The organism is Citrobacter sp. Cu231, from assembly GCF_030332265.1.
Classification (GTDB): Bacteria; Pseudomonadota; Gammaproteobacteria; order Enterobacterales; family Enterobacteriaceae; genus Citrobacter; species Citrobacter meridianamericanus.
Genome location: NZ_JAOWIE010000032.1, coordinates 882,322 through 901,359 on the forward strand (window position 1 = coordinate 882,322; position 19,038 = coordinate 901,359).

The following is a 19,038-nucleotide window of genomic DNA, read 5'->3' on the forward strand; positions in this document are numbered from 1 at the left end:
GGAAACCATTATCATGAAAAAATCACTGACGTTACTTGCCGCAGCAACCTTAAGCGCCCTGAGCTTTGCCTCGTGGGCAGATACGCTGACCGTTGGCGCGTCCAACGTGCCGCATGCAGAGATCCTTGAGCAGGCTAAACCTATACTGGCGAAGCAGGGGATCGATCTGGAGATCAAACCGTTCCAGGATTACATTCTGCCGAACACCGCGCTGGCTGGCCGTGAGATTGACGCTAACTACTTCCAGCATATTCCGTACCTTAACAGCGTGATAAAAGATCATGCTGGCGATAATACCTATGATTTCGTCAGCGCTGGGGCGATCCACATTGAGCCGATTGGTATCTATTCGAAAAAAGTGAAATCGCTTAAAGATCTGCCGGAAGGTGGCAAGGTCATCATGCGCGATGCGGTATCTGAGGAAGGCCGTATTCTGTCGATTTTCGAAAAAGAGGGGGTGATCAAGCTGAAGCCGGGCGTAGATAAAGTGACCGCGCGCATTAGCGACATTGTTGAGAACCCAAAAAAACTGAAGTTCCTGCCTAACGTGGAAGCCGCGCTGTTGCCGCAAATGTATAACAATGATGAAGGCGATGCGGTGGTGATTAACGCTAACTACGCCATCGACGCCGGGCTGGATCCGGTGAAAGATCCGATTGCCGTTGAAAGCGGTGAAAACAACCCGTACGCCAACATCATTACCGTGCATCGTGGCGACGAGAAGAAGAAGGATATCGTCGCATTGGTCGATGTCCTGCACTCCAAAGAAATCCAGGACTGGATCCGTACCAAATATAAAGGCGCGGTGATCCCGGTTAATAACTGATCCGCTTTTTGCCGAGTGGCGTAGGAACGGTAACATATTGATGACGTTAACGTTCGGTGTATTAGCCAGTTCAGAAACATACGGTCATACAGGATGGACCGGAACGTTGACGTCAATCGATCCGGTTAACCATATGGCTGGATAGGTGATCAGATATATGGGGTGTTGAAATAAAAACTATAAAGGGACTCTGATGGAGTCCCTTTATTTATTAATGTAACCATTATCACCAGCATGATAAAACATTTATTTTATTACATATAACATTGCCGCAAGCATACAAAAAAAACAGGAGATAATGATGCTAAAATAATAATTTATTACATATATTCTTGTGAGTTTTTTAGGAAGCGAACGTATAAACTTCACATCATTAATATTTTCGCTATATTTTGACTTTTTATTATATAGTATAGGATATAATATGAAGCTCATTTTCATATTATATCCTGCCAAAAAAATGGTGATGACGTGTAAAATAACTCTGTGCTTAATGGTAAGCTCCCAAATTTATTTTTATATAAATCACATATAGTATAAAAATTTCTATTGGCTATAAACATTAGAATGTATATAATTATACCTCCTAAAAATACTATACCTATTAAACTTAAAGTAATTAATGATTTACTAATCATTTTCTCTCTTTATCCTATAGATAAATAATAACTCTTGCTTTTCCCATATTTTATTTTTTCGTATTGTATATTACCTCTCCGGACGTTTCACCTATCTTTTCTCCTGCTTTGCTTACGCCAAATGCTGCCGCTGCCTGTACAACGATCCCGCAAGCAATACCTCCTTCTGGAGCATTTAATACAGTCAATACTACTGAACATATAGCGGTCGTACCAGATTTGATTGAAGCATTAAACATAGCTGGAACTAGCAAATCCCCTGAAAACTTGCCAATTTCAGTGTAAGCCGTTTTTTCACAATCTCTACCAATTGTACAGGCATCATAAATAGAATTAGCACCATTCAATGCTGACAGGGCAATGCCAACTTTATTGAATGTTTTCATTAGCTTTACCAGTTTTGCTGATTTTTCTATATAAGTTGCGTAACCTTCAATATCGTTAATTCCGGTCTGATTCCATTTATGAACAATAGACGACGAAGACAATATCATTGCTTTTTTAATATCATCATACTGTGCAAGACCAATATGCTCTCTAAATATTTTTAAAAATATCCCAGTGACCCGACCTAAAACCCATAATTCATGTTCGCTTATGTACTGACAAATTTCTCTTTTGCTTTGATAGAAATACATTTCAGAAACTTACTCATCGGTTAAAAGAACAATAAAAACTATTTTTTATATCAATTATGTGATTCCTGTAGCATAAAACATAAAAAAGCCTGAATCTTTTTTGAATAATTCAGGCTTTCAATAATTAATTTAATTAAATTTGATTTACGAATGCGTTATAATTTTTTTCCGATGCTTTTATTAACATGATTAACAATTTATACGCTCAATTCTCGCTGGCAATCCCTGGCGCACTGCGGCTCCCGACACCCAGTCAAGCCAGGTATTGGCAACCTGTCGGGTAGGATCCGCAAAGCCCAAATCATTGAGATTAATTCCTGACTTTATTTGTGCATCAAATGCCATTGGCTTGCCGTCGAGCGTATGCTGAGCTGCGCCCATCTCTTTATGCCCGTAACCGTGTTCAATGGCGATCACGCCCGGCATGACGCCATGCAGCAGGCTTATCTGCGCCTGCGCCTGCCCGCCAGGCGTAGTGATCCGCACCCTATCGCCATGTGCTAAACCATACCGCTCACCATCCTGCGGATTAAGCGCCACCAGATTAACCGGTTTCAGATGATGCAGGCGCGGGATCACCGCCGTGGCGCTGGACATAGTATTGGATTTAAAGGAAATCAGTTTCAGCGGCCACTCTTGTTCCGGGAACAATTCCTCGACCGCACGTCCATCTGACAGGCGCGAAGGATACCAGGCGGGGCAGCCGCTGTAACGCTCGCCGGTAATCGCATGGCGGTGCGCGGCGACGTCCGCATTCCATATTTGCAGCGGTTTTTCCCACGCATTGCCGACACGGTTATCGACCCGACCACTGTTATCCGGCGCAAAACGGCCACCGCGCGAATAGATAAACGCCACGCGGCTTACCTCATCGGTTTTTAACGTTTGAGTCATTACAGGCAAGATTCGTTGCACCCCGGTTAGCGCGATGTCATCTTCCCGTGCCTCTGCCACAGGCGCTTTGCCCATAAACGCAATATTGGCGGCGAGTCGCAGGTAGTAATCTTCCGCACGATTCAACGGATAGTGATTGCCCTGCGGATCGGTAATTGCGTTGTCGCCAAATCCGGGTAGTCCGATACGTTTCGCAACGGCGATACAAAAAGCTTCCATCGAGGCCGGTTGACCATCTGCGGTAGTGCTGGTTGCGGCTCTGACGACAGGCCAACGCGCTGTGGTCGCTTTGCTGGCGACACCCGCCCACGGCGCACTGAATCCCCAGCTTTCAAAGTTGTGGGTATCTGGCACGATGTAATCTGCCAGCGCCGTGGTTTCGTTCATAAAAGCGTCAATGGCGATAAACAGCGGCAAACGCGCAGGATCTTTAAGCTTTTCTTCCGCCACGGCGCGCAACCCTGCAATGCCGTAGAACGGATTGGTCATATTAGAGATCCAGGCTTTTAGCGGATAAGGGTAACCTTCCAACGCTGAGACGAGGAGTTCAGTGAGCTGACCGGCAACAAACGGATACCACGGGGCTTTGGCCGGGAAGGGCGACTGTCCGGCAGCCACCTTATTACGGTACTCTTCGGAAGACTCATAAGCCGTTTTACTGCGCGCGATGCTTAACCCTTTGGGTTTAACCTTCCCGGCGAAGCTGTCCATGTTGTAGCGTGGGCCGTCGGTGGCGCCATTAAACTTGCCGCCGCCGACAAACACGCCGCCTTCAAGACTGAGGTTGCCAATCAGCGCATTGAGCATCATCACTGACCAGGCATTATAGAATCCATTGCCTGCCATCATTCCACCATGCGTGATCACCGCCGCTTTACGGCCATGGCGGGTAAACGCGTCGGCCAGTGCGCCAATGTCTGCTTCAGATACGCCGCACTGCTGGCTGTATTGTGCCAGCGACAGTTTCCCTGCGGACTCTTTCAGACATTGAAGGCTGCTTTTTACGGTCACCGTCTGTCCGTCTGCCAGCGTGACGTCGCGGGCGACGAATAGCTGCGCGCGCGCACAACTGCTGGCCGCGACAATTTCGCCAGCTTCGTTAATGACTACCGGCACCTGGGCGGCATCTGCGCTCAGGTGCGCGAGGGTTAAATGCTGTCCGGCAAGGGTTGGAAGCTCATTGGTAATCACCAGATGCGTCGCGTTGGTCCAACTTTTTTCTCCTGCCTGCTGCATGGCCTGCACGCCGGGTATGGCGAGGTAATCGGCGTTATAACGTTGTTTATCGATAATCCAACGGATCATCCCCATCGCCAGCGCGGAGTCACTTCCTGGGCGTACGGGCTGCCAGTGGCCGCGATCGTCAGCCAGTACGGTGGTTAATGGCAGGGCTGGTGCCACCACTACATACCGGAAGTCGTTACGTAAACGGGCACTGGCCAGTTGGCGAGCCTGGCGCTTAAACGGGTTGCCGGATTGCGCCGGAGACGTACCCATAAACAGCGCAAATTCGACGTTGTCCCAGTCGGGCTTCACGTGGGTGTTTTTATCCAGATCGCCCATTAGCGCGCCGGAACCTGCCCGATAAGCCAGACCGCAGTATGCGCCATGGGCACCGAAGTTTTTACTGCCAAAACTGTTCAGTGCGAAGCGGCGTAAAAATGAATCACGACCTTCATCGCTGGTATTGGTTACCAGCAGTTGATTGGATTTTGGGCCAAATCCGGGATGTCCGGCATCAAGCGGTGTGTTGGTGTTATGGATTGCGCGCAAGCCATCAACGTGACCTTCACCAAACAAATCGCCACCTTCCACTACCTCTTTGATCAATTGTTCAAAACTAATGCGTTGCCATTTTCCTTCACCGCGTTTGCCGACGCGTTTCATTGGCTCCAGAATGCGCAGCGGGCTGTATAGTCCTTCAAGTAAGGTGGCGCCACGGGCGCAGGCAGTGGAACGCGCGTCCAGACCCGATTCGCCCGCCAGCTGTTCCATTGCAGTGGCAAAGGGGACGGCGGAGTCAATATGATGCTCCTGAGACAACGGATGATACGGATTGCCCGCAATGCGAAGTACCTTACCTTGTTCACTGTCAACGCGAACCCGCACGCCACACTGCGTCCAGCAGCCGAAGCACTGCGTCATGGAGATAACCTGCTGTGGGTTCTGCTGCCAGCGCGGCTGGGCATTAGCTTCAGGGATGAGGGCGTTACCAAAAATGCGGTCACGGGTAATTTTGCCCGAGGTTCCGTCCAGTAAACCGTCTATCGCGCGCTTTGCCACGTCCCGATAACTCAGGCCAAAAGTCATCATACCACCTACGGCAAGGCCCACTTTAAGCCACTGACGACGGGTTAAATTAGCCATGTTGCATTCTCCTTGCGATCGCGTTCAGGGCTTCACGAACAATAATGATCAGCGCAATCCACAGGCCGAAGGTACCCACAATGGCTAGCCAACCATCGGTACCGCTGGGCAAGGTGTAAGGATTAAACTGCGCGTTAAATTTCGGTACGGTCTGTACCTGAATGAGTAATGTCCAGCGCATCAGCCAGCACAGTGCCATTGCGCTTAACGCGAGTACTATGCGCAGCGGCAGCGATAAGGGGTTACGTAGCACCAGCGTGCAAAGAACAAGCGAAATAAGCCAGAGCACAACCCAGCCGATGGCGTAGTGTTGTGCCGAAGAGGCCACGTCCAGCCATTGGCGGATAGCCGAACCGGAAAGCGTATTACCGCTTGCCCACGCCACTACCACTAAAGCCAGTGCTACCAGGGTGACTATCTGTCCCCACGCCAGTTTGCGCGCTAATGTTCCCTCGCTTTTAGATACTGAGATGAGTAGGGCGAGAAATGTTTGCAAGGCGCTGAGAAACATCGCAACCGGAAAGGCGTAGCTGAACCAGACGGGGCGCGCCTGAACTACCGACACTTCGCGTCCGGTATAAATCAGCAGTCCGATGGCCGAAAGTGCGCTACCCAATGCTAACCATTTTGTGACACTGTAACTTTTAAGTGTGAGCCGTTTAACGTGCTGCGCCAGAAACCACAGACCCAGGAAGCCAGTAAATAGCGGTAAAAACAGCGCGCCCCACGGCATCCACGACCACGGCGTCGGAAAAGCATAAAAATGCCAGACGCGGGCAGTTTGGTGTAAGTCAGCGGTCAGCGCTAGCGGCGCAGTAATTGCGCAGGTCAGGGCGATTAGCAGCGTCATGTTTTCCAGTTCCGGCGTCTCTTGTTTGCGCCAGTGAAGCACACAGGCGAACAGCGCGGCGCAGGCAGCAATGCCGATGAAAAAGAAATATTGTACGGCCCAGGGTAACCAGCTTACGTCCTGGGGATGGGCCAGAACCTCGTCGATAATTAGTGAATGGTTCATTTAAACCTCCTGCCAGAGAGCGGGTTGAGCGCGTCCCATCAACGGGGTGACAAACGCTTCATCCAGTCCCAGATAGAACACGTGGGGTGAAGTCCCGTTTTCCGGTTTCAGGACTTTGATGGCGTCATGGTGTTCATGCAGCATTTGCGAAATTCGGCTGTGCGGATCTTTGATATCGCCGATAATGCGTGCGCCGCCGACGCAGGATTCCACGCAGGCCGGGAGCAGGCCAGCTTCCAGGCGATGAACACAAAAAGTGCATTTATCGGCGGTTTGCGTTTCATGGTTGATGAACCGCGCATCATAAGGACAGGCCTGAACGCAGTAGGCGCACCCCACACACCGCGTGTTGTCGACCACCACAATGCCATCTTCGCGTTGGAAGGTGGCCTGTACTGGGCAAACGGGAACGCAGGGGGGATTATCACAATGATTGCACAGACGCGGCAGCAGAACGTTAGTGACGCTCAGCTGGCCTTCAATTTGCACCTGATACTGATTGACGAGGGTACGAAACTCGCCTTGCGGCGTCTGGTTTTCAATAGCGCAACTGACGGTACAGGCCTGGCAGCCAATACAGCGTCGCAGGTCAACCAGCATGGCGTAGCGATGCTGAAGTGAGCCTTCATGGCGTTCAGGCGAAAAGGGAAATTGCGCCTGAGCCAAAGGTACCAGCGATACGCCAGCGGTCAGGACGCCAAGTTGCTGGAGAAACTGCCGTTTACTGCTGTCCATATTTTCTCCCGTCACGATGCAACAACGAAACATTGGTCACGCCGTTGATTGCGTGTGATGAATAAAGAATCTCGATGATTTACAGTGTAAAAATCGTGACGGGGAGTACTCTATTGTGGTTAACCACATACCCGGCTAGTTGTTGATCTAAAACAACATATAAGACAGGGATAATTGAGTGGGACGCAACGTAGTAAAATGTCTGACGCTGCTGGCGTCGCTGTGGATGCTGAGCGGTGTAGTCAGGGCGCAGACATGGAACATTGGTATTTTGGCAATGCGTGGGGACGTCTCCACACGTAATCACTGGCAGCCGCTGGAGGCTATGTTAAATCAGCAAATCCCCGGCGAACAGTTTCACATTCAACCGCTGGATCTGCACCAGATGCAGGAGGCGGTGAATCGCGGAACGGTACAATTTGTAGTCACTAATCCGGCGCAGTTTGTTCAGCTAAACAGCCGTTCGGCGCTGCGCTGGCTGGCTTCGCTGCGCTCTACCCGCGGCGGGAAAGCCGCCAGTAACGTAATTGGCAGCGCGATCCTTGTCAGACGCGACAGCGGGATAACCTCTCCACACGATCTGATCGGCAAAACCGTTGGCGCCATTGATGCGCAGGCATTTGGCGGCTATTTATTAGGATATAAAGCACTTAGCGATGCAGGCCTGCGCCCGGAGCGTGATTTGCGCCTGACATTTACTGGATTTCCCGCTGACGCGTTACTCTATTTATTACGCGAAAAAGCCGTGCAGGCGGTGATTGTGCCGGTATGCCTGCTGGAAAAAATGGATGAAGAAGGGCTGATTCGTAAAACAGATTTTATGACCGTGCTTAACTATCCGACGTCGATTCCCTGTTTAACCAGCACGCCGCTCTATCCTGACTGGTCATTTGCGGCGCTGCCCGCGGTAAGCGACGAGCTGGCCGATCGCGTCACGCGGGCCCTGTTTAATGCGCCGCAGGACGCGACATTTCGCTGGGGAGCGCCCGCCTCGACCCGCGAGGTGGAAGCGTTGCTGCGCGATGTCCGCCAGCATCCGCAGCAGCGGCAGCTGTGGCTTGATGTCAAAAGCTGGTTTATTCAACATCGGCTGGCGATGGGAGCGGCGGCCATCGTGCTGTTGTTGCTCACGCTCAACTACATCTGGGTGATGTTGTTGGTTCGCCGACGCGGCAGGCAACTGGAACGAAACAACGTGCTGTTGCGCAAACAGGAGCAGGCGTTGGAAACGGCTCGCCAAATGAGCGTGTTAGGAGAGATGACTTCCGGCTTTGCCCATGAGCTAAACCAGCCGCTGTCGGCTATCCGCCATTATGCGCAAGGTTGTCTGATTCGCCTGCGCGGTCAGGATGAACAACACCCATTGTTACCCGCGCTGGAACACATTGATACTCAGGCGCAGCGGGGCGCTGATACGCTGCGCAATCTTCGTCAGTGGGTCAGTCAGGCACAGGGTAATCCGGTGATGACCGATGACTGGCAAGCCGTCAACGTTCACGATGCAATCCATCACGTCTGGCAATTATTGCGCATGCCTCAGCAATTCCCGGCGATAGCGCTGCAAACGCGAGTTAGCAAGGCGTTAACGCTAACGTTGCCGAGCGTTCTTCTCGAACAGGTGCTGGCCAATCTGGTACTCAATGCCGCCCAGGCCGGGGCTACCACAGTGTGGTTTAGCGCCTTGCGTCAGGATGGCGGTGTGAGTATTCAGCTGCAGGATAATGCCGGAGGCATTGACGAGGCTCAGTTGTACCAGGCTTTTCAGCCGTTTATGACCACGCGTAAAGAGGGCATGGGACTCGGGCTGGTGATTTGCCAGCGGTTGGTACGCTTCGCAAACGGAGACATTGATATCAAAAATCATCCAGCTCCCGATGAAAAAGCAGGTGCAGTAGTGACATTACATTTTAAGCAAAACCAGGAGGAGGGCCGTCGTGGCAATCATTCATCTGCTGGATGACGACATCGCTGTAACCCAGGCCTGTGCGTTTTTACTGGAAAGTCTGGGATATGAGGTGAGTTGCTGGGAGCAAGGCGAAACATTCCTTGCCAGGGCAAATCTGCACCAGGTGGGCGTACTTCTGCTGGATATGCGGATGCCGGTACTCGATGGACACGCGGTGCATGAAGCAATGCGTCAGCGAAAGAGCACGCTGGCGGTCGTCTTTCTCACCGGGCATGGCGATGTGCCGATGGCGGTTGAACAAATGAAACGCGGTGCGGTCGATTTTTTGCAAAAGCCGGTGTCCGCCGCGCCGCTGCAGGCGGCATTAGAGCATGCATTGCAGGTTTCTCAGGCCGCCTTCTCGCGACAAAAGATCGTGGTCTGCTATCAGCAGCTTACGCCAAAGGAGCGAGAGTTGGCACAACTGGTAGCAAAAGGGTTAATGAATCGGGAAATTGCTGACGCCATGAATATTGCCGTGCGTACGGTTGAGGTTCATCGGGCGCGGGTGATGGAAAAAATGCAGGCGGGGAGCCTGGCTGAGCTGGTTAACCGTCTTCAACAGGTTCTGTAGATTGATGACATTTGATTGATTTTCATTGAATTTTGTCTAAACCGCCATACTGATATATGCTGTGGGTTTGAGTTAATGACGAGCAGGCAAAAATGGGAAATCAGACCAAAGACGACGAGTTGTACCGTGAAATGTGCAGAGTAGTCGGTAAAGTAGTGCTGGAAATGCGCGATCTGGGACAGGAGCCTAAGCATATCGTCATTGCGGGAGTACTGAGGACGACCCTCGCCAATCAGCGTGTGAAGCGCAGCGAGTTAGAAAAAGAGGCAATCGAGACTGTAATTAAAGCGTTGGCCGGTTAATTCATAAAAAGAGGAAGGGAGATTCTTCGCCGTCCTCTTATTCTCGTTACGTTAATCTACCAATATATATAATTTAGTACTGCAATCAGAAGAAGGTTTTTCGCTGTATATTAAATTGTATATCGTTTGATATATAAAATATATATGAGAGTGGGGTCACAAATATTTGTAAATCATATGAAATTCTATTTCAATTTATCTTAATGATAATAAATATCACTCCGCATTAATTATTTCCCTTCCGTTTTTTAATTGATGACGATCAAAACTATAAGCCCTAAATAACCACATTATTCCTGTGCCTAACCCCAAAGGATTAGATTCATTCAGTTTAACCACCGTCATTTACACGATCAGGTTAGGGCAAAAATTTACGTGTTGTTGGCAACATTAATCGCTCGAAATGGCTTGAGCTGCACTGGTTTAATTTAGCCTGGAGGTGTTGCTACCACAGCGTTTGCGAAGAGGATGCGAAATAAATGAACCAGGTTGATCGTCCATTTTTAGATTGTGGTTTAACGCGGCTTGAATTTCTGCGGATATCAGGCAAAGGTCTTGCGGGATTAACCATCGCCCCTGCGTTGTTATCACTTTTTGGCTGTAAGCAGGAAGATGTCGACAGCGGTACTGTGGGTCTTATCAATACGCCGAAAGGGGTGCTGGTGACCCAACGAGCACGCTGTACGGGCTGCCACCGCTGTGAAATTTCCTGCACTAATTATAACGATGGTGCCGTGGGCACTTTCTTTTCCCGTATAAAAATCCATCGCAATTTCTTCTTTGGCGATGATGGTGTTGGCTCCGGTGGCGGACTGTATGGCGATTTAAACTATACCGCTGATACCTGTCGTCAGTGCAAAGATCCGCAATGTATGAAGGTCTGCCCCATTGGCGCTATTACCTGGAAACAGGAAGACGGTTGTATTGCCGTGGATCACAAACGTTGTATTGGCTGCAGCGCGTGTACTACTGCCTGTCCGTGGATGATGGCGACCGTGAATACCGAAACCAAAAAATCCTCAAAATGTGTGTTATGCGGGGAATGCGCAAATGCGTGTCCAACTGGGGCATTAAAAATTATCGAGTGGAAAGATATTACTGTTTGATAGATAGCAGGCATGCCTGATACGCGTCATTAATTGCCGAAAATATCGCGGTGTTGCAGAAAAAAATGCCTGACGGATGGCGAGTATATCTATTAAACCTTCTTGCAAAGGAAAATATGATGGCTAATGGTTGGACAGGTAATATTTTACGGGTCAATCTCTCTACGGGTAATATCACCCTTGAGGATTCCAGTAAATTTAAAAAATTTGTCGGCGGGATGGGCTTTGGTTATAAAATTATGTACGACGAAGTTCCGCCCGGCACCATGCCTTTTGATGAAGGGAATAAGCTGGTTTTTGCCACCGGGCCGTTAACGGGTTCTGGTGCTCCGTGTAGCTCCCGCGTCAATATCACCTCCTTATCGACCTTTACCAAAGGTAATTTAGTCGTGGATGCCCATATGGGGGGATTCTTTGCCGCGCAAATGAAATTCGCCGGTTACGACGCCATTATTATTGAAGGCAAATCCGCGACCCCCGTCTGGCTCAACATTAAAGACGATAAGGTTAGCATCGAAAAAGCCGATTTCCTGTGGGGTAAGGGGACGCGCGCCACAACTGAAGAAATTTGCCGCATTACCAGTCCTGAAACCTGCGTTGCCGCGATAGGCCAGGCGGGGGAAAATCTGGTGCCGCTCTCCTGCATGATCAACAGTCGTAACCACAGCGGCGGTGCTGGTACCGGCGCAGTAATGGGCTCGAAAAACCTGAAGGCTATTGCGGTAGAAGGCACTAAAGGCGTCAATATTGCCGACCGCAAAGAGATGAAACGGCTCAATGACTACATGATGACCGAGCTCATCGGTGCCAACAACAACCACGTTGTGCCAAGCACCCCGCAGGCCTGGGCGGAATACTCTTCGCCAAATTCCCGCTGGACGGCGCGTAAGGGACTCTTCTGGGGCGCAGCAGAAGGGGGACCAATCGAAACCGGGGAAATCCCACCTGGCAACCAGAATACCGTGGGTTTTCGAACCTATAAATCCGTTTTCGATCTGGGACCAGCAGCTGAGAAGTACACGGTCAAAATGAGTGGCTGCCATTCTTGCCCAATTCGCTGTATGTCGCAGCTCAATGTCCCGCGAGTGAAAGATTTTGGTGTACCGAGTACCGGTGGTAATACTTGCGTAGCGAACTTTGTCCACACCACCATTTTCCCCAATGGCCCGAAAGATTTCGACGATAAAGACGATGGGCGCGTGGTGGGGAACCTGATTGGCCTGAACCTGTTTGACGATTACGGCATCTGGTGTAACTACGGGCAGTTGCATCGTGACTTTACTTACTGTTATTCGAAAGGCGTATTTAAGCGCGTGCTGCCAGCAGAGGAGTATGCGGAGATCAGGTGGGATCAGCTGGAAGAAGGCGATCCTAATTTTATTAAAGACTTTTACTATCGACTGGCGCACCGCGTAGGCGAACTTAGCCACCTTGCGGACGGCTCGTATGCCATTGCTGAGCGCTGGGATCTGGGCGAAGAGTACTGGGGCTACGCCAAAAATAAACTGTGGTCACCGTTCGGTTTTCCTGTTCACCATGCGAACGAGGCTTCAGCGCAGGTGGGGGCGATCACCAACTGTATGTTTAACCGTGACTGCATGGCGCACACCCATATCAACTTCATCGGTTCCGGTTTGCCGTTGAAATTGCAGCGCGAAGTGGCGGGCGAGCTGTTTGGTTCACAGGATGCCTACGATGAAACCAAAAACTACACCCCGATCAATGCTGCCAAGATCAAATATGCCAAATGGACGCTGCTGAAAGTCTGCCTGCATAACGCGGTGACGTTGTGCAACTGGGTCTGGCCGATGACGGTTTCCCCGCTCAAGAGCCGCAACTATCGCGGGGATTTGGATCTGGAAGCAAAATTCTTCCAGGCGGTCACCGGCGATGAAACCACGCAAGCGAGTCTGGATCTGGCTGCTGAACGCATCTTTACTTTGCATCGTGCTTATACCGTCAAACTGATGCAAACCAAAGATATGCGCAATGAGCACGATCTCATCTGCTCCTGGGTGTTCGATAAAGATCCGAAGATCCCCGTCTTCACTGAAGGGACCGACAAGATGGATCGGGAAGATATGCGTCAGTCATTGACGATGTTCTATCAGGAAATGGGCTGGGATCCAGAGCTGGGTTGCCCAACGCGTGAAACCCTGTACCGACTCGGACTTGAAGATGTAGCCGCTGATTTGGCGGCGCAAGATCTGTTGCCGGCGTAAGGAACGCGAGATGACAAACGTGAGCGATGTTCTGACACCCGATGAGGCGCTTCCTGACGAGGTAGATGGCCACAAGAGACAATGGTTGCAGGCTTTTCACCCGCCGGTAGAACAGGTGAGTGTGCCGCAGGTTCAGGACCCCGCCAACCCGCAGGCGATTGTGGCAGATTTTATCCGTCAGCATTCAGTTTCGGGGCAACTGGTGGCGCGTAGTCTGTTTTTGCTACCACCTTACTCGGTCCCTGAAACCGATCTCTCCGCGCTACTGGATGCGCTGTGTCTGGATGCGAATAGCACGGATATCACCTGTGTGCAGGGCACCGAAGATGCGTATTTCTATTCGACGCAAACCATGACGGCAAACTACGCCAACATGTGTGTGCAGGTAGTGGAAAACGACATCTGCCTCGCGATTGCCGAGGCGGTACGTTTTGATTGTCGAACGTACCCTCGCCCCTATAAGGTCGCCATGTTGATGCAACCGCCGTATAGCTTTGAATCTCAGCAGGTTACAGCGGCGCTAACGGCCATGGAAATGCATCCTGATTACGCAGATATACGGACTGTGGAATCGTCAAATGCGGAGCCTTATCTGTTTAGCGAACGTTTTATGAGTTATGGCAAAGCGTACGGCCTGTGCGAATGGCTTGAGGTTGAGCAGTATCAGAACCCCTGAATTTTTCAGGTTGATGTCATGGAACGTGTGGACGACCACTGTCACAGTATTAGAGGATAACCCGATGTCCTTCACCCGACGAAAATTTGTCATTGGCATGGGGACGGTAATTTTTTTCACCGGCCCGGGTCAAAATTTGTTAGCGAGTACGAAGAGCCCTAAAGCCGTGCGTTACGTCATGATTCACGACGAATCACTGTGTAACGGATGTAATCTCTGCGCCCGAGCATGCAGGAAAACCAACCATGTCCCTGCCCAGGGCAGTCGATTGTCGATAGCGCATATTCCGGTCTCGGATAACGACAACGAAACGCTGTATCACTATTTCCGTCAGTCCTGCCAGCATTGTGATGATGCGCCCTGTATTGAGGTGTGTCCAACCGGTGCTTCCTGGCGAGATGAGAACGGCATTGTGCGGGTTGACGCGTCTTCCTGTATCGGCTGCAGCTACTGTATTGGCGCGTGTCCTTATCAGGTGCGCTATCTAAACCCGCAGACCAAAGTAGCGGATAAATGCGACTTTTGCGCTGAATCTCGTCTGGCGAAAGGTTTCCCGCCGATCTGTGTTAATGCTTGCCCGGAACATGCGCTGATTTTTGGTCGTGAAGATAGCCCGGAAATTCAGACCTGGTTGCGAGAGAACAAATATTACGAATATCAACTTGCAGGCGCCGGAAAACCCCATCTGTATCGTCGGTTCGGTCAACATTTGATTAAAAAGGATAATGTATGAACGCGTCGCAGAATGCCGAACAGTTTCATGCCCAGCTTGCGCAGTATGTTCCCCTGTTTTCACCGGACTACTGGCCCGTGTGGTTGGTCATTGCCGGATTGATGCTGGTGGGGATGTGGATGGTGCTGGCGCTACACGCCATGCTGCGCTTTCGGGCTGCGCATAAAGCACCGGCAGGGCACGGTGAGACGGTCTATTTATACTCAAAGGCCGTTCGTTTGTGGCACTGGTCGAATGCGCTATTATTCCTGCTACTTCTGGTCAGTGGCCTGATCAATCACTTCTCTGCTGCCAGCGCGTCGGTGATGAAAAGCCTGCTTACCGTACATGAGGTTTGCGGCTTTTTGCTGCTCGCTTGTTGGATGGGTTTTGTTCTGATCAACATGATTGGCGGCAACGGGCATCACTATTTTATTCAACGTCAGGGCTGGATCGCTCGCGCGCAGAGACAAGCACGTTTTTATCTGTTTGGCATTATGCAGGGTGAGCCACATCCATTCCCGGCATCAAAGCGTTCTAAATTCAATCCGCTACAGCAAGCGGCCTATGTTGGCGTGATGTATGGTTTGCTGCCACTGCTGCTTATCTCTGGGTTGCTGTCGCTCTATCCTACGGTCGTCGGCGATGTGTTCCCTGGCGTGCGTTACTGGTTACTTCAGGCGCACTTTGCGCTGGCAATTGTCAGTCTTTTTTTCATTTTTGGGCATCTTTATCTTTGCACAACAGGTCGTACGCCGGGCGAAACCTTCAAGTGTATGGTGGATGGCTATCACCGGCATTAAGCGATGATGATTACGCGAAGTGATTTACGGGCCTGGCGCGTTGGGCCCGTAATGTATCGCTGGTTTCTACGTGCATTTCCGTTAGGTGGAAGTTACGCCGATGTTCATCGTGCGCTCCAGCGGGAAGGGTATACAGACTGGGCAAATAGCCTGGTGGAATACGGCTGGTCAAAATGGCGGGAAGAGGCGAGTTTTGTCCAGCAGGATATTTATGCTATGGGGAATATTGCCCGTGCGCAAACGGCGGGGGAAATCAATCGTCCGCTGGCGAGTGCGGAAGATAACGCCCGATGTAGTAGCGCAGACGATAACGTTAAAATCGCCAGCGCCGGGTATGCCGTACAAATCGCCAGCGCAGGTTACAGCGCACGTATTGGCAGCGTCGGCTATAACGCGCATATTGGCAGCTCAGGCGATCGCGGGCGAATTGCGGTAGCGGGTAATTCGGCGCGGATCAGTAGCGTGGGCGACGCAACGCGTATCGCCTGTACCGGCATGCGAGTACGCATCAGCTCGCTCGGCGACCGGAACCGGATTGCCTGCAGCGGTGATTTAACCCAGTTGGCCTGCTTCGGCGCAGAATCTAACATTGCCAACTGTGCGGACAACATCCACATTATTGCCAGCGGAGAAAACGCCGTTGTTGCCAGTACCGGCACCGTCGACTCGATCATTCTCGGCCCCGGCGGCTGCGCGGCGCTGGCCTATCACGATGGCGAGAGAATGCGCTTTGCGCTTGCTGTTGAGGGGGAAAACAACATTCGGGCGGGGGTGAAATATCGGCTCAACGAAGAACATCAATTTATTGAATGTTGAATCTCTTACCGGGAAGGAATCTGCAGGAAGTAAAAACCGGCATTGCGCCGGTGTGGAAATCAGATTTTGCAGGCATCGCCGCAGTCGTTATCAGCAACAATTTCTTGTGCTTTTTGGTCTGCATCTTCCAGACGTTCGGCGTTGCGGGCCTGCGCTTCTTCCAGCCCATCAAAGACCAGATTATCGAGATCAATTTCCATCATTCACCTGCTCAGGTTCATCGTTTAACATCTCGTTATTATATTGCAAAAATGTTGTTTAACAGCAGCGATTTTTGCTACTTAACCTCCGACTTAAACCAGGTGCGCGTATTTATCCGGCACTGTTTTCCACAAATGGCGGTTGGCCGCACTAAGAATAATATCGCGCATGCATTCCCGCGCCGTAACGGCCTGGCGTAATCGTATTGCTTCCAGAAGGAGTCGGTGTTGCTCAACGGCATGCTCGGTCTCCTTAACCGATGACTCCTGCGTCTGTTTAAACGACAGCATCATGGCGGCTGAAAGGGCGTTGCCAATGGACATTAAAAAGGGGTTATGGCAGGACTTGAGTAATGCCGTGTGAAAGGCTAAATCACCTTCCTCGAAGAGGGCAACCTGATCCTGCCTTTGCCCGCGCGACATAAGCGTCCAGGCATCTTCAATGGCAGCTAAATCGCGAGCTGTAGCGTTAGCGGCGGCCAGCGCAGCGGCGTTAGGTTCAAACATCAGACGCGTTACCATCAGTTGCTCTGCAACATCGGGCGAAATACCAACTTCTTCCATCCAGCTCAGTACATCCGTATCCAGAAAACTCCAGAGTTCACGCGGGTTAACCGTGCTGCGTCGTTTCGCCTGAATTGATAATAAACCTTTCGCCGACAGGACATGCAACGCATTACGCACAGAGGTACGTGACGCGCAATATTGCACGGCAAGTTCATTTTCGCCGGGGAGCATCTCTCCATCGTCCAGGGTTCCGCGAATGATTTTCATCGCCAGATCGCGGGTAATCGTTTCAGAGATGTTTGTTAGCGAGGTAGTCATATTCGGCCTTGAAGAAATGAGAATGAGGCATTGTACTCGAAAAACAGAATGTTAGGTATACAAGATAGTTCTTCTTGTGAGATCAGCTTACGACATGAAATGTTTTATTTCACTTCACGATCGCGATCACAGATCGGTAACATTAACTCAATTACATTCTTGTCATACAAGATATGTTTATTGAGGTTACAAGATGAGTGGGGAATGGATCGCGATCGACTGGGGAACCTCGAATTTTCGCGCGTGGTTGATGGCAGGAAACGATGTGTTGGATAAGCGCAGCGCCAGCTGCGGACTTCTTCACGTCGAGCCGGGGCGGTTCGATTCGACGTTAAAAATGCTACTGGGCGAGTGGGTGGAATCAGGTTCACCGATGATTGCAATGGCAGGAATGGTAGGTTCGCAGCAGGGTTGGTATGAGGTTGATTACTGTCCATTACCCGCGAGCACCGATAGCCTGCTTACGCACAGCAAAAAATTCACCACCTCCTGGGGCAGCGAAGCATGGATTGTACCAGGCATACGTAAAGCACCTAACGGTGACATACCGGATGTGATGCGCGGTGAAGAAGTACAACTATTCGGGCTGTCCTTATTGGAAGGTATCGTCGACTTCCGGGCGATTCTGCCGGGTACACATAGCAAACACGCTCGAATGAAGAAGCGAGAAATCGTTGATTTTTCGACTTATATGACAGGCGAACTATTCCACGTGCTAATTACCCACTCCTTGCTGGGACGTGCGCTTCCAGATGCGGTGGTTGATGACAGTGCATTCTTGCGCGGTGTTGCGGCATCCCGGCGCAACGCTGCATTAAGCCAACTTCTGTTTTCTGCCCGGACGCTACGGCTTTCGGGGGAAATACCGCCTGAATCTGTGAGTGATTATCTCTCCGGTCTATTGATTGGAATGGAGTTTTGCACTGACAACACCGGACTCGTTTGGCTGGTGGGCAGTACGGCGTTAACACGACGTTATCAATTGGCTGCCAATGCGTTTGGTATTCAGACACGCTGCATCGATGGTGATCGCTGTTTTATTGCCGGTATGCAGTCTCTTCAACAACAACTAGCAGAGAAACAAAATGGACAGCTTTAACTTTGCCAGCTTATGGCAAAAAACGCCGCTTCCTATGATCGCGATTTTACGCGGTCTGACACCAGAGGACGCGCCGGAAATTGGCGACGTATTACTCGAGGCCGGCTTCACCTGGCTCGAAGTCCCGCTGAATTCACCGCGAGCGCTCGATTCTATCACGCTGCTCCGTGAAAGGGTGGGTGAGCGTGCTATCGTCGGAGCGGGTACGGTATTGACGACAGAACAGGTCGATAGTGTTGTCGATGCGGGCGGTCAGGTCATCATCTCACCCAATATGAACACCGCAGTGATCAGCCGTAGCAGAGATCATGGCGTCATCAGTTTGCCCGGCGTTACCACACCAAGCGAAGCGTTTATGGCGCTGGATGCTGGTGCCAGCGGATTGAAGTTTTATCCGGCGGAAATGATCTCACCGGAGATACTCCGTGCCATGTGCGTGGTTTTACCCCCTCACGTCGTGTGTATGCCGGTTGGCGGTATTTCCGCTAAAGCGCAACAGTTACAAAACTGGTGTAAGGCGGGAGCAAAAGGTTTTGGTTGCGGCGGCGGTTTGTATCGTGCGGGCGCAGATTATGAACAGGTTCGATCCAACGCGCAGGCCTATGCCCAGGCATGGCAACAGGTTAATACCTGAGCATCGCGACA

The 19,038-nt window shown here is 50.9% G+C and carries 18 protein-coding genes and 1 pseudogene; 13 read left to right on the forward strand and 6 right to left on the reverse strand.

Annotation, left to right across the window (positions count from 1 at the left end; genetic code table 11):
- Positions 1 to 13 precede the first annotated feature (13 nt).
- Together OGY15_RS10745 and OGY15_RS10750 are read left to right on the forward strand one after the other, a co-directional pair.
- Positions 14 to 826 (forward strand): MetQ/NlpA family ABC transporter substrate-binding protein, encoded by an 813-nt coding sequence (locus tag OGY15_RS10745; RefSeq protein WP_187252528.1) that lies wholly within the window; start codon positions 14 to 16, stop codon positions 824 to 826.
- A 16-nt stretch (positions 827 to 842) separates the two neighbouring features.
- Positions 843 to 965: pseudogene (locus OGY15_RS10750) on the forward strand (hypothetical protein); the annotation flags it as partial.
- A gap of 549 nt (positions 966 to 1,514) precedes the next feature.
- On the opposite strand, the gene OGY15_RS10755 reads toward OGY15_RS10750, so the two are convergent.
- From OGY15_RS10755 to ttrB, 4 genes are all read right to left on the reverse strand, one after another.
- The gene (locus OGY15_RS10755) at positions 1,515 to 2,102 is read right to left on the reverse strand and encodes a hypothetical protein (protein WP_286539071.1); all 588 of its coding nucleotides are present in this window, start codon (positions 2,100 to 2,102) and stop codon (positions 1,515 to 1,517) included.
- A 189-nt stretch (positions 2,103 to 2,291) separates the two neighbouring features.
- The gene (gene ttrA, locus OGY15_RS10760) at positions 2,292 to 5,363 is read right to left on the reverse strand and encodes a tetrathionate reductase subunit TtrA (RefSeq protein ID WP_286539073.1); all 3,072 of its coding nucleotides are present in this window, start codon (positions 5,361 to 5,363) and stop codon (positions 2,292 to 2,294) included.
- A complete protein-coding gene (ttrC, locus tag OGY15_RS10765) occupies positions 5,356 to 6,378 on the reverse strand; it encodes a tetrathionate reductase subunit TtrC (RefSeq protein WP_151219045.1) in 1,023 nt (340 codons plus the stop codon). Before ttrC ends, ttrA begins: the two co-directional genes overlap by 8 nt.
- Positions 6,379 to 7,113, reverse strand: a complete 735-nt coding sequence (gene ttrB / locus OGY15_RS10770) for a tetrathionate reductase subunit TtrB (protein WP_353655352.1) — start codon at positions 7,111 to 7,113, stop codon at positions 6,379 to 6,381.
- Between the two features lie 226 nt (positions 7,114 to 7,339).
- Here ttrB and ttrS point away from each other — a divergent pair, with 226 nt between their 5' ends.
- The 9 genes from ttrS (at position 7,340) to ydhT (ending at position 16,269) form a co-directional block, all read left to right on the forward strand.
- On the forward strand, positions 7,340 to 9,073 hold the full coding sequence (gene ttrS, locus OGY15_RS10775) for a tetrathionate respiration histidine kinase TtrS (RefSeq protein WP_151225712.1): 1,734 nt from the start codon (positions 7,340 to 7,342) through the stop codon (positions 9,071 to 9,073).
- Entirely contained in the window at positions 9,048 to 9,632 is a 585-nt protein-coding gene (gene ttrR, locus OGY15_RS10780; RefSeq protein ID WP_151225391.1) for a tetrathionate respiration response regulator TtrR, read from the forward strand. The genes ttrS and ttrR overlap by 26 nt, the downstream gene beginning before the upstream one ends.
- Before the next feature lie 92 nt (positions 9,633 to 9,724).
- On the forward strand, positions 9,725 to 9,934 hold the full coding sequence (fumD, locus tag OGY15_RS10785; protein ID WP_151219047.1) for a fumarate hydratase FumD: 210 nt from the start codon (positions 9,725 to 9,727) through the stop codon (positions 9,932 to 9,934).
- A 479-nt stretch (positions 9,935 to 10,413) separates the two neighbouring features.
- Positions 10,414 to 11,040, forward strand: a complete 627-nt coding sequence (locus OGY15_RS10790) for a ferredoxin-like protein (RefSeq protein WP_003029338.1) — start codon at positions 10,414 to 10,416, stop codon at positions 11,038 to 11,040.
- Between the two features lie 119 nt (positions 11,041 to 11,159).
- Positions 11,160 to 13,262 carry an aldehyde ferredoxin oxidoreductase gene (locus OGY15_RS10795; RefSeq protein ID WP_187252524.1) on the forward strand — a complete coding sequence of 701 codons (2,103 nt, stop codon included), beginning with the start codon at positions 11,160 to 11,162 and terminating at the stop codon, positions 13,260 to 13,262.
- A 10-nt stretch (positions 13,263 to 13,272) separates the two neighbouring features.
- Positions 13,273 to 13,938, forward strand: coding sequence for a YdhW family putative oxidoreductase system protein (locus tag OGY15_RS10800; RefSeq protein ID WP_151219048.1), 666 nt, complete (start codon positions 13,273 to 13,275; stop codon positions 13,936 to 13,938).
- A 64-nt stretch (positions 13,939 to 14,002) separates the two neighbouring features.
- Complete coding sequence (locus OGY15_RS10805; RefSeq protein WP_151219049.1) at positions 14,003 to 14,671, forward strand: 4Fe-4S dicluster domain-containing protein; 669 nt, start codon at positions 14,003 to 14,005, stop codon at positions 14,669 to 14,671.
- Positions 14,668 to 15,453 (forward strand): thiosulfate reductase cytochrome B subunit, encoded by a 786-nt coding sequence (gene phsC, locus OGY15_RS10810; RefSeq protein WP_278237911.1) that lies wholly within the window; start codon positions 14,668 to 14,670, stop codon positions 15,451 to 15,453. The genes OGY15_RS10805 and phsC overlap by 4 nt, the downstream gene beginning before the upstream one ends.
- A gap of 3 nt (positions 15,454 to 15,456) precedes the next feature.
- Positions 15,457 to 16,269 carry a protein YdhT gene (gene ydhT / locus OGY15_RS10815; protein WP_151219051.1) on the forward strand — a complete coding sequence of 271 codons (813 nt, stop codon included), beginning with the start codon at positions 15,457 to 15,459 and terminating at the stop codon, positions 16,267 to 16,269.
- 59 nt (positions 16,270 to 16,328) lie between these two features.
- Here ydhT and OGY15_RS10820 read toward each other — a convergent pair whose 3' ends face one another.
- Together OGY15_RS10820 and OGY15_RS10825 are read right to left on the reverse strand one after the other, a co-directional pair.
- Positions 16,329 to 16,469 carry a hypothetical protein gene (locus tag OGY15_RS10820; protein WP_151219111.1) on the reverse strand — a complete coding sequence of 47 codons (141 nt, stop codon included), beginning with the start codon at positions 16,467 to 16,469 and terminating at the stop codon, positions 16,329 to 16,331.
- A gap of 93 nt (positions 16,470 to 16,562) precedes the next feature.
- Positions 16,563 to 17,294: a FadR/GntR family transcriptional regulator gene (locus OGY15_RS10825; RefSeq protein ID WP_151219052.1), complete on the reverse strand. Its 732-nt coding sequence runs from the start codon at positions 17,292 to 17,294 to the stop codon at positions 16,563 to 16,565.
- 193 nt (positions 17,295 to 17,487) lie between these two features.
- Here OGY15_RS10825 and OGY15_RS10830 point away from each other — a divergent pair, with 193 nt between their 5' ends.
- Both OGY15_RS10830 and OGY15_RS10835 read left to right on the forward strand, forming a co-directional pair.
- Complete coding sequence (locus OGY15_RS10830) at positions 17,488 to 18,393, forward strand: 2-dehydro-3-deoxygalactonokinase (protein ID WP_210905021.1); 906 nt, start codon at positions 17,488 to 17,490, stop codon at positions 18,391 to 18,393.
- On the forward strand, positions 18,380 to 19,027 hold the full coding sequence (locus OGY15_RS10835; protein WP_187252521.1) for a 2-dehydro-3-deoxy-6-phosphogalactonate aldolase: 648 nt from the start codon (positions 18,380 to 18,382) through the stop codon (positions 19,025 to 19,027). The genes OGY15_RS10830 and OGY15_RS10835 overlap by 14 nt, the downstream gene beginning before the upstream one ends.
- Positions 19,028 to 19,038 lie beyond the last annotated feature (11 nt).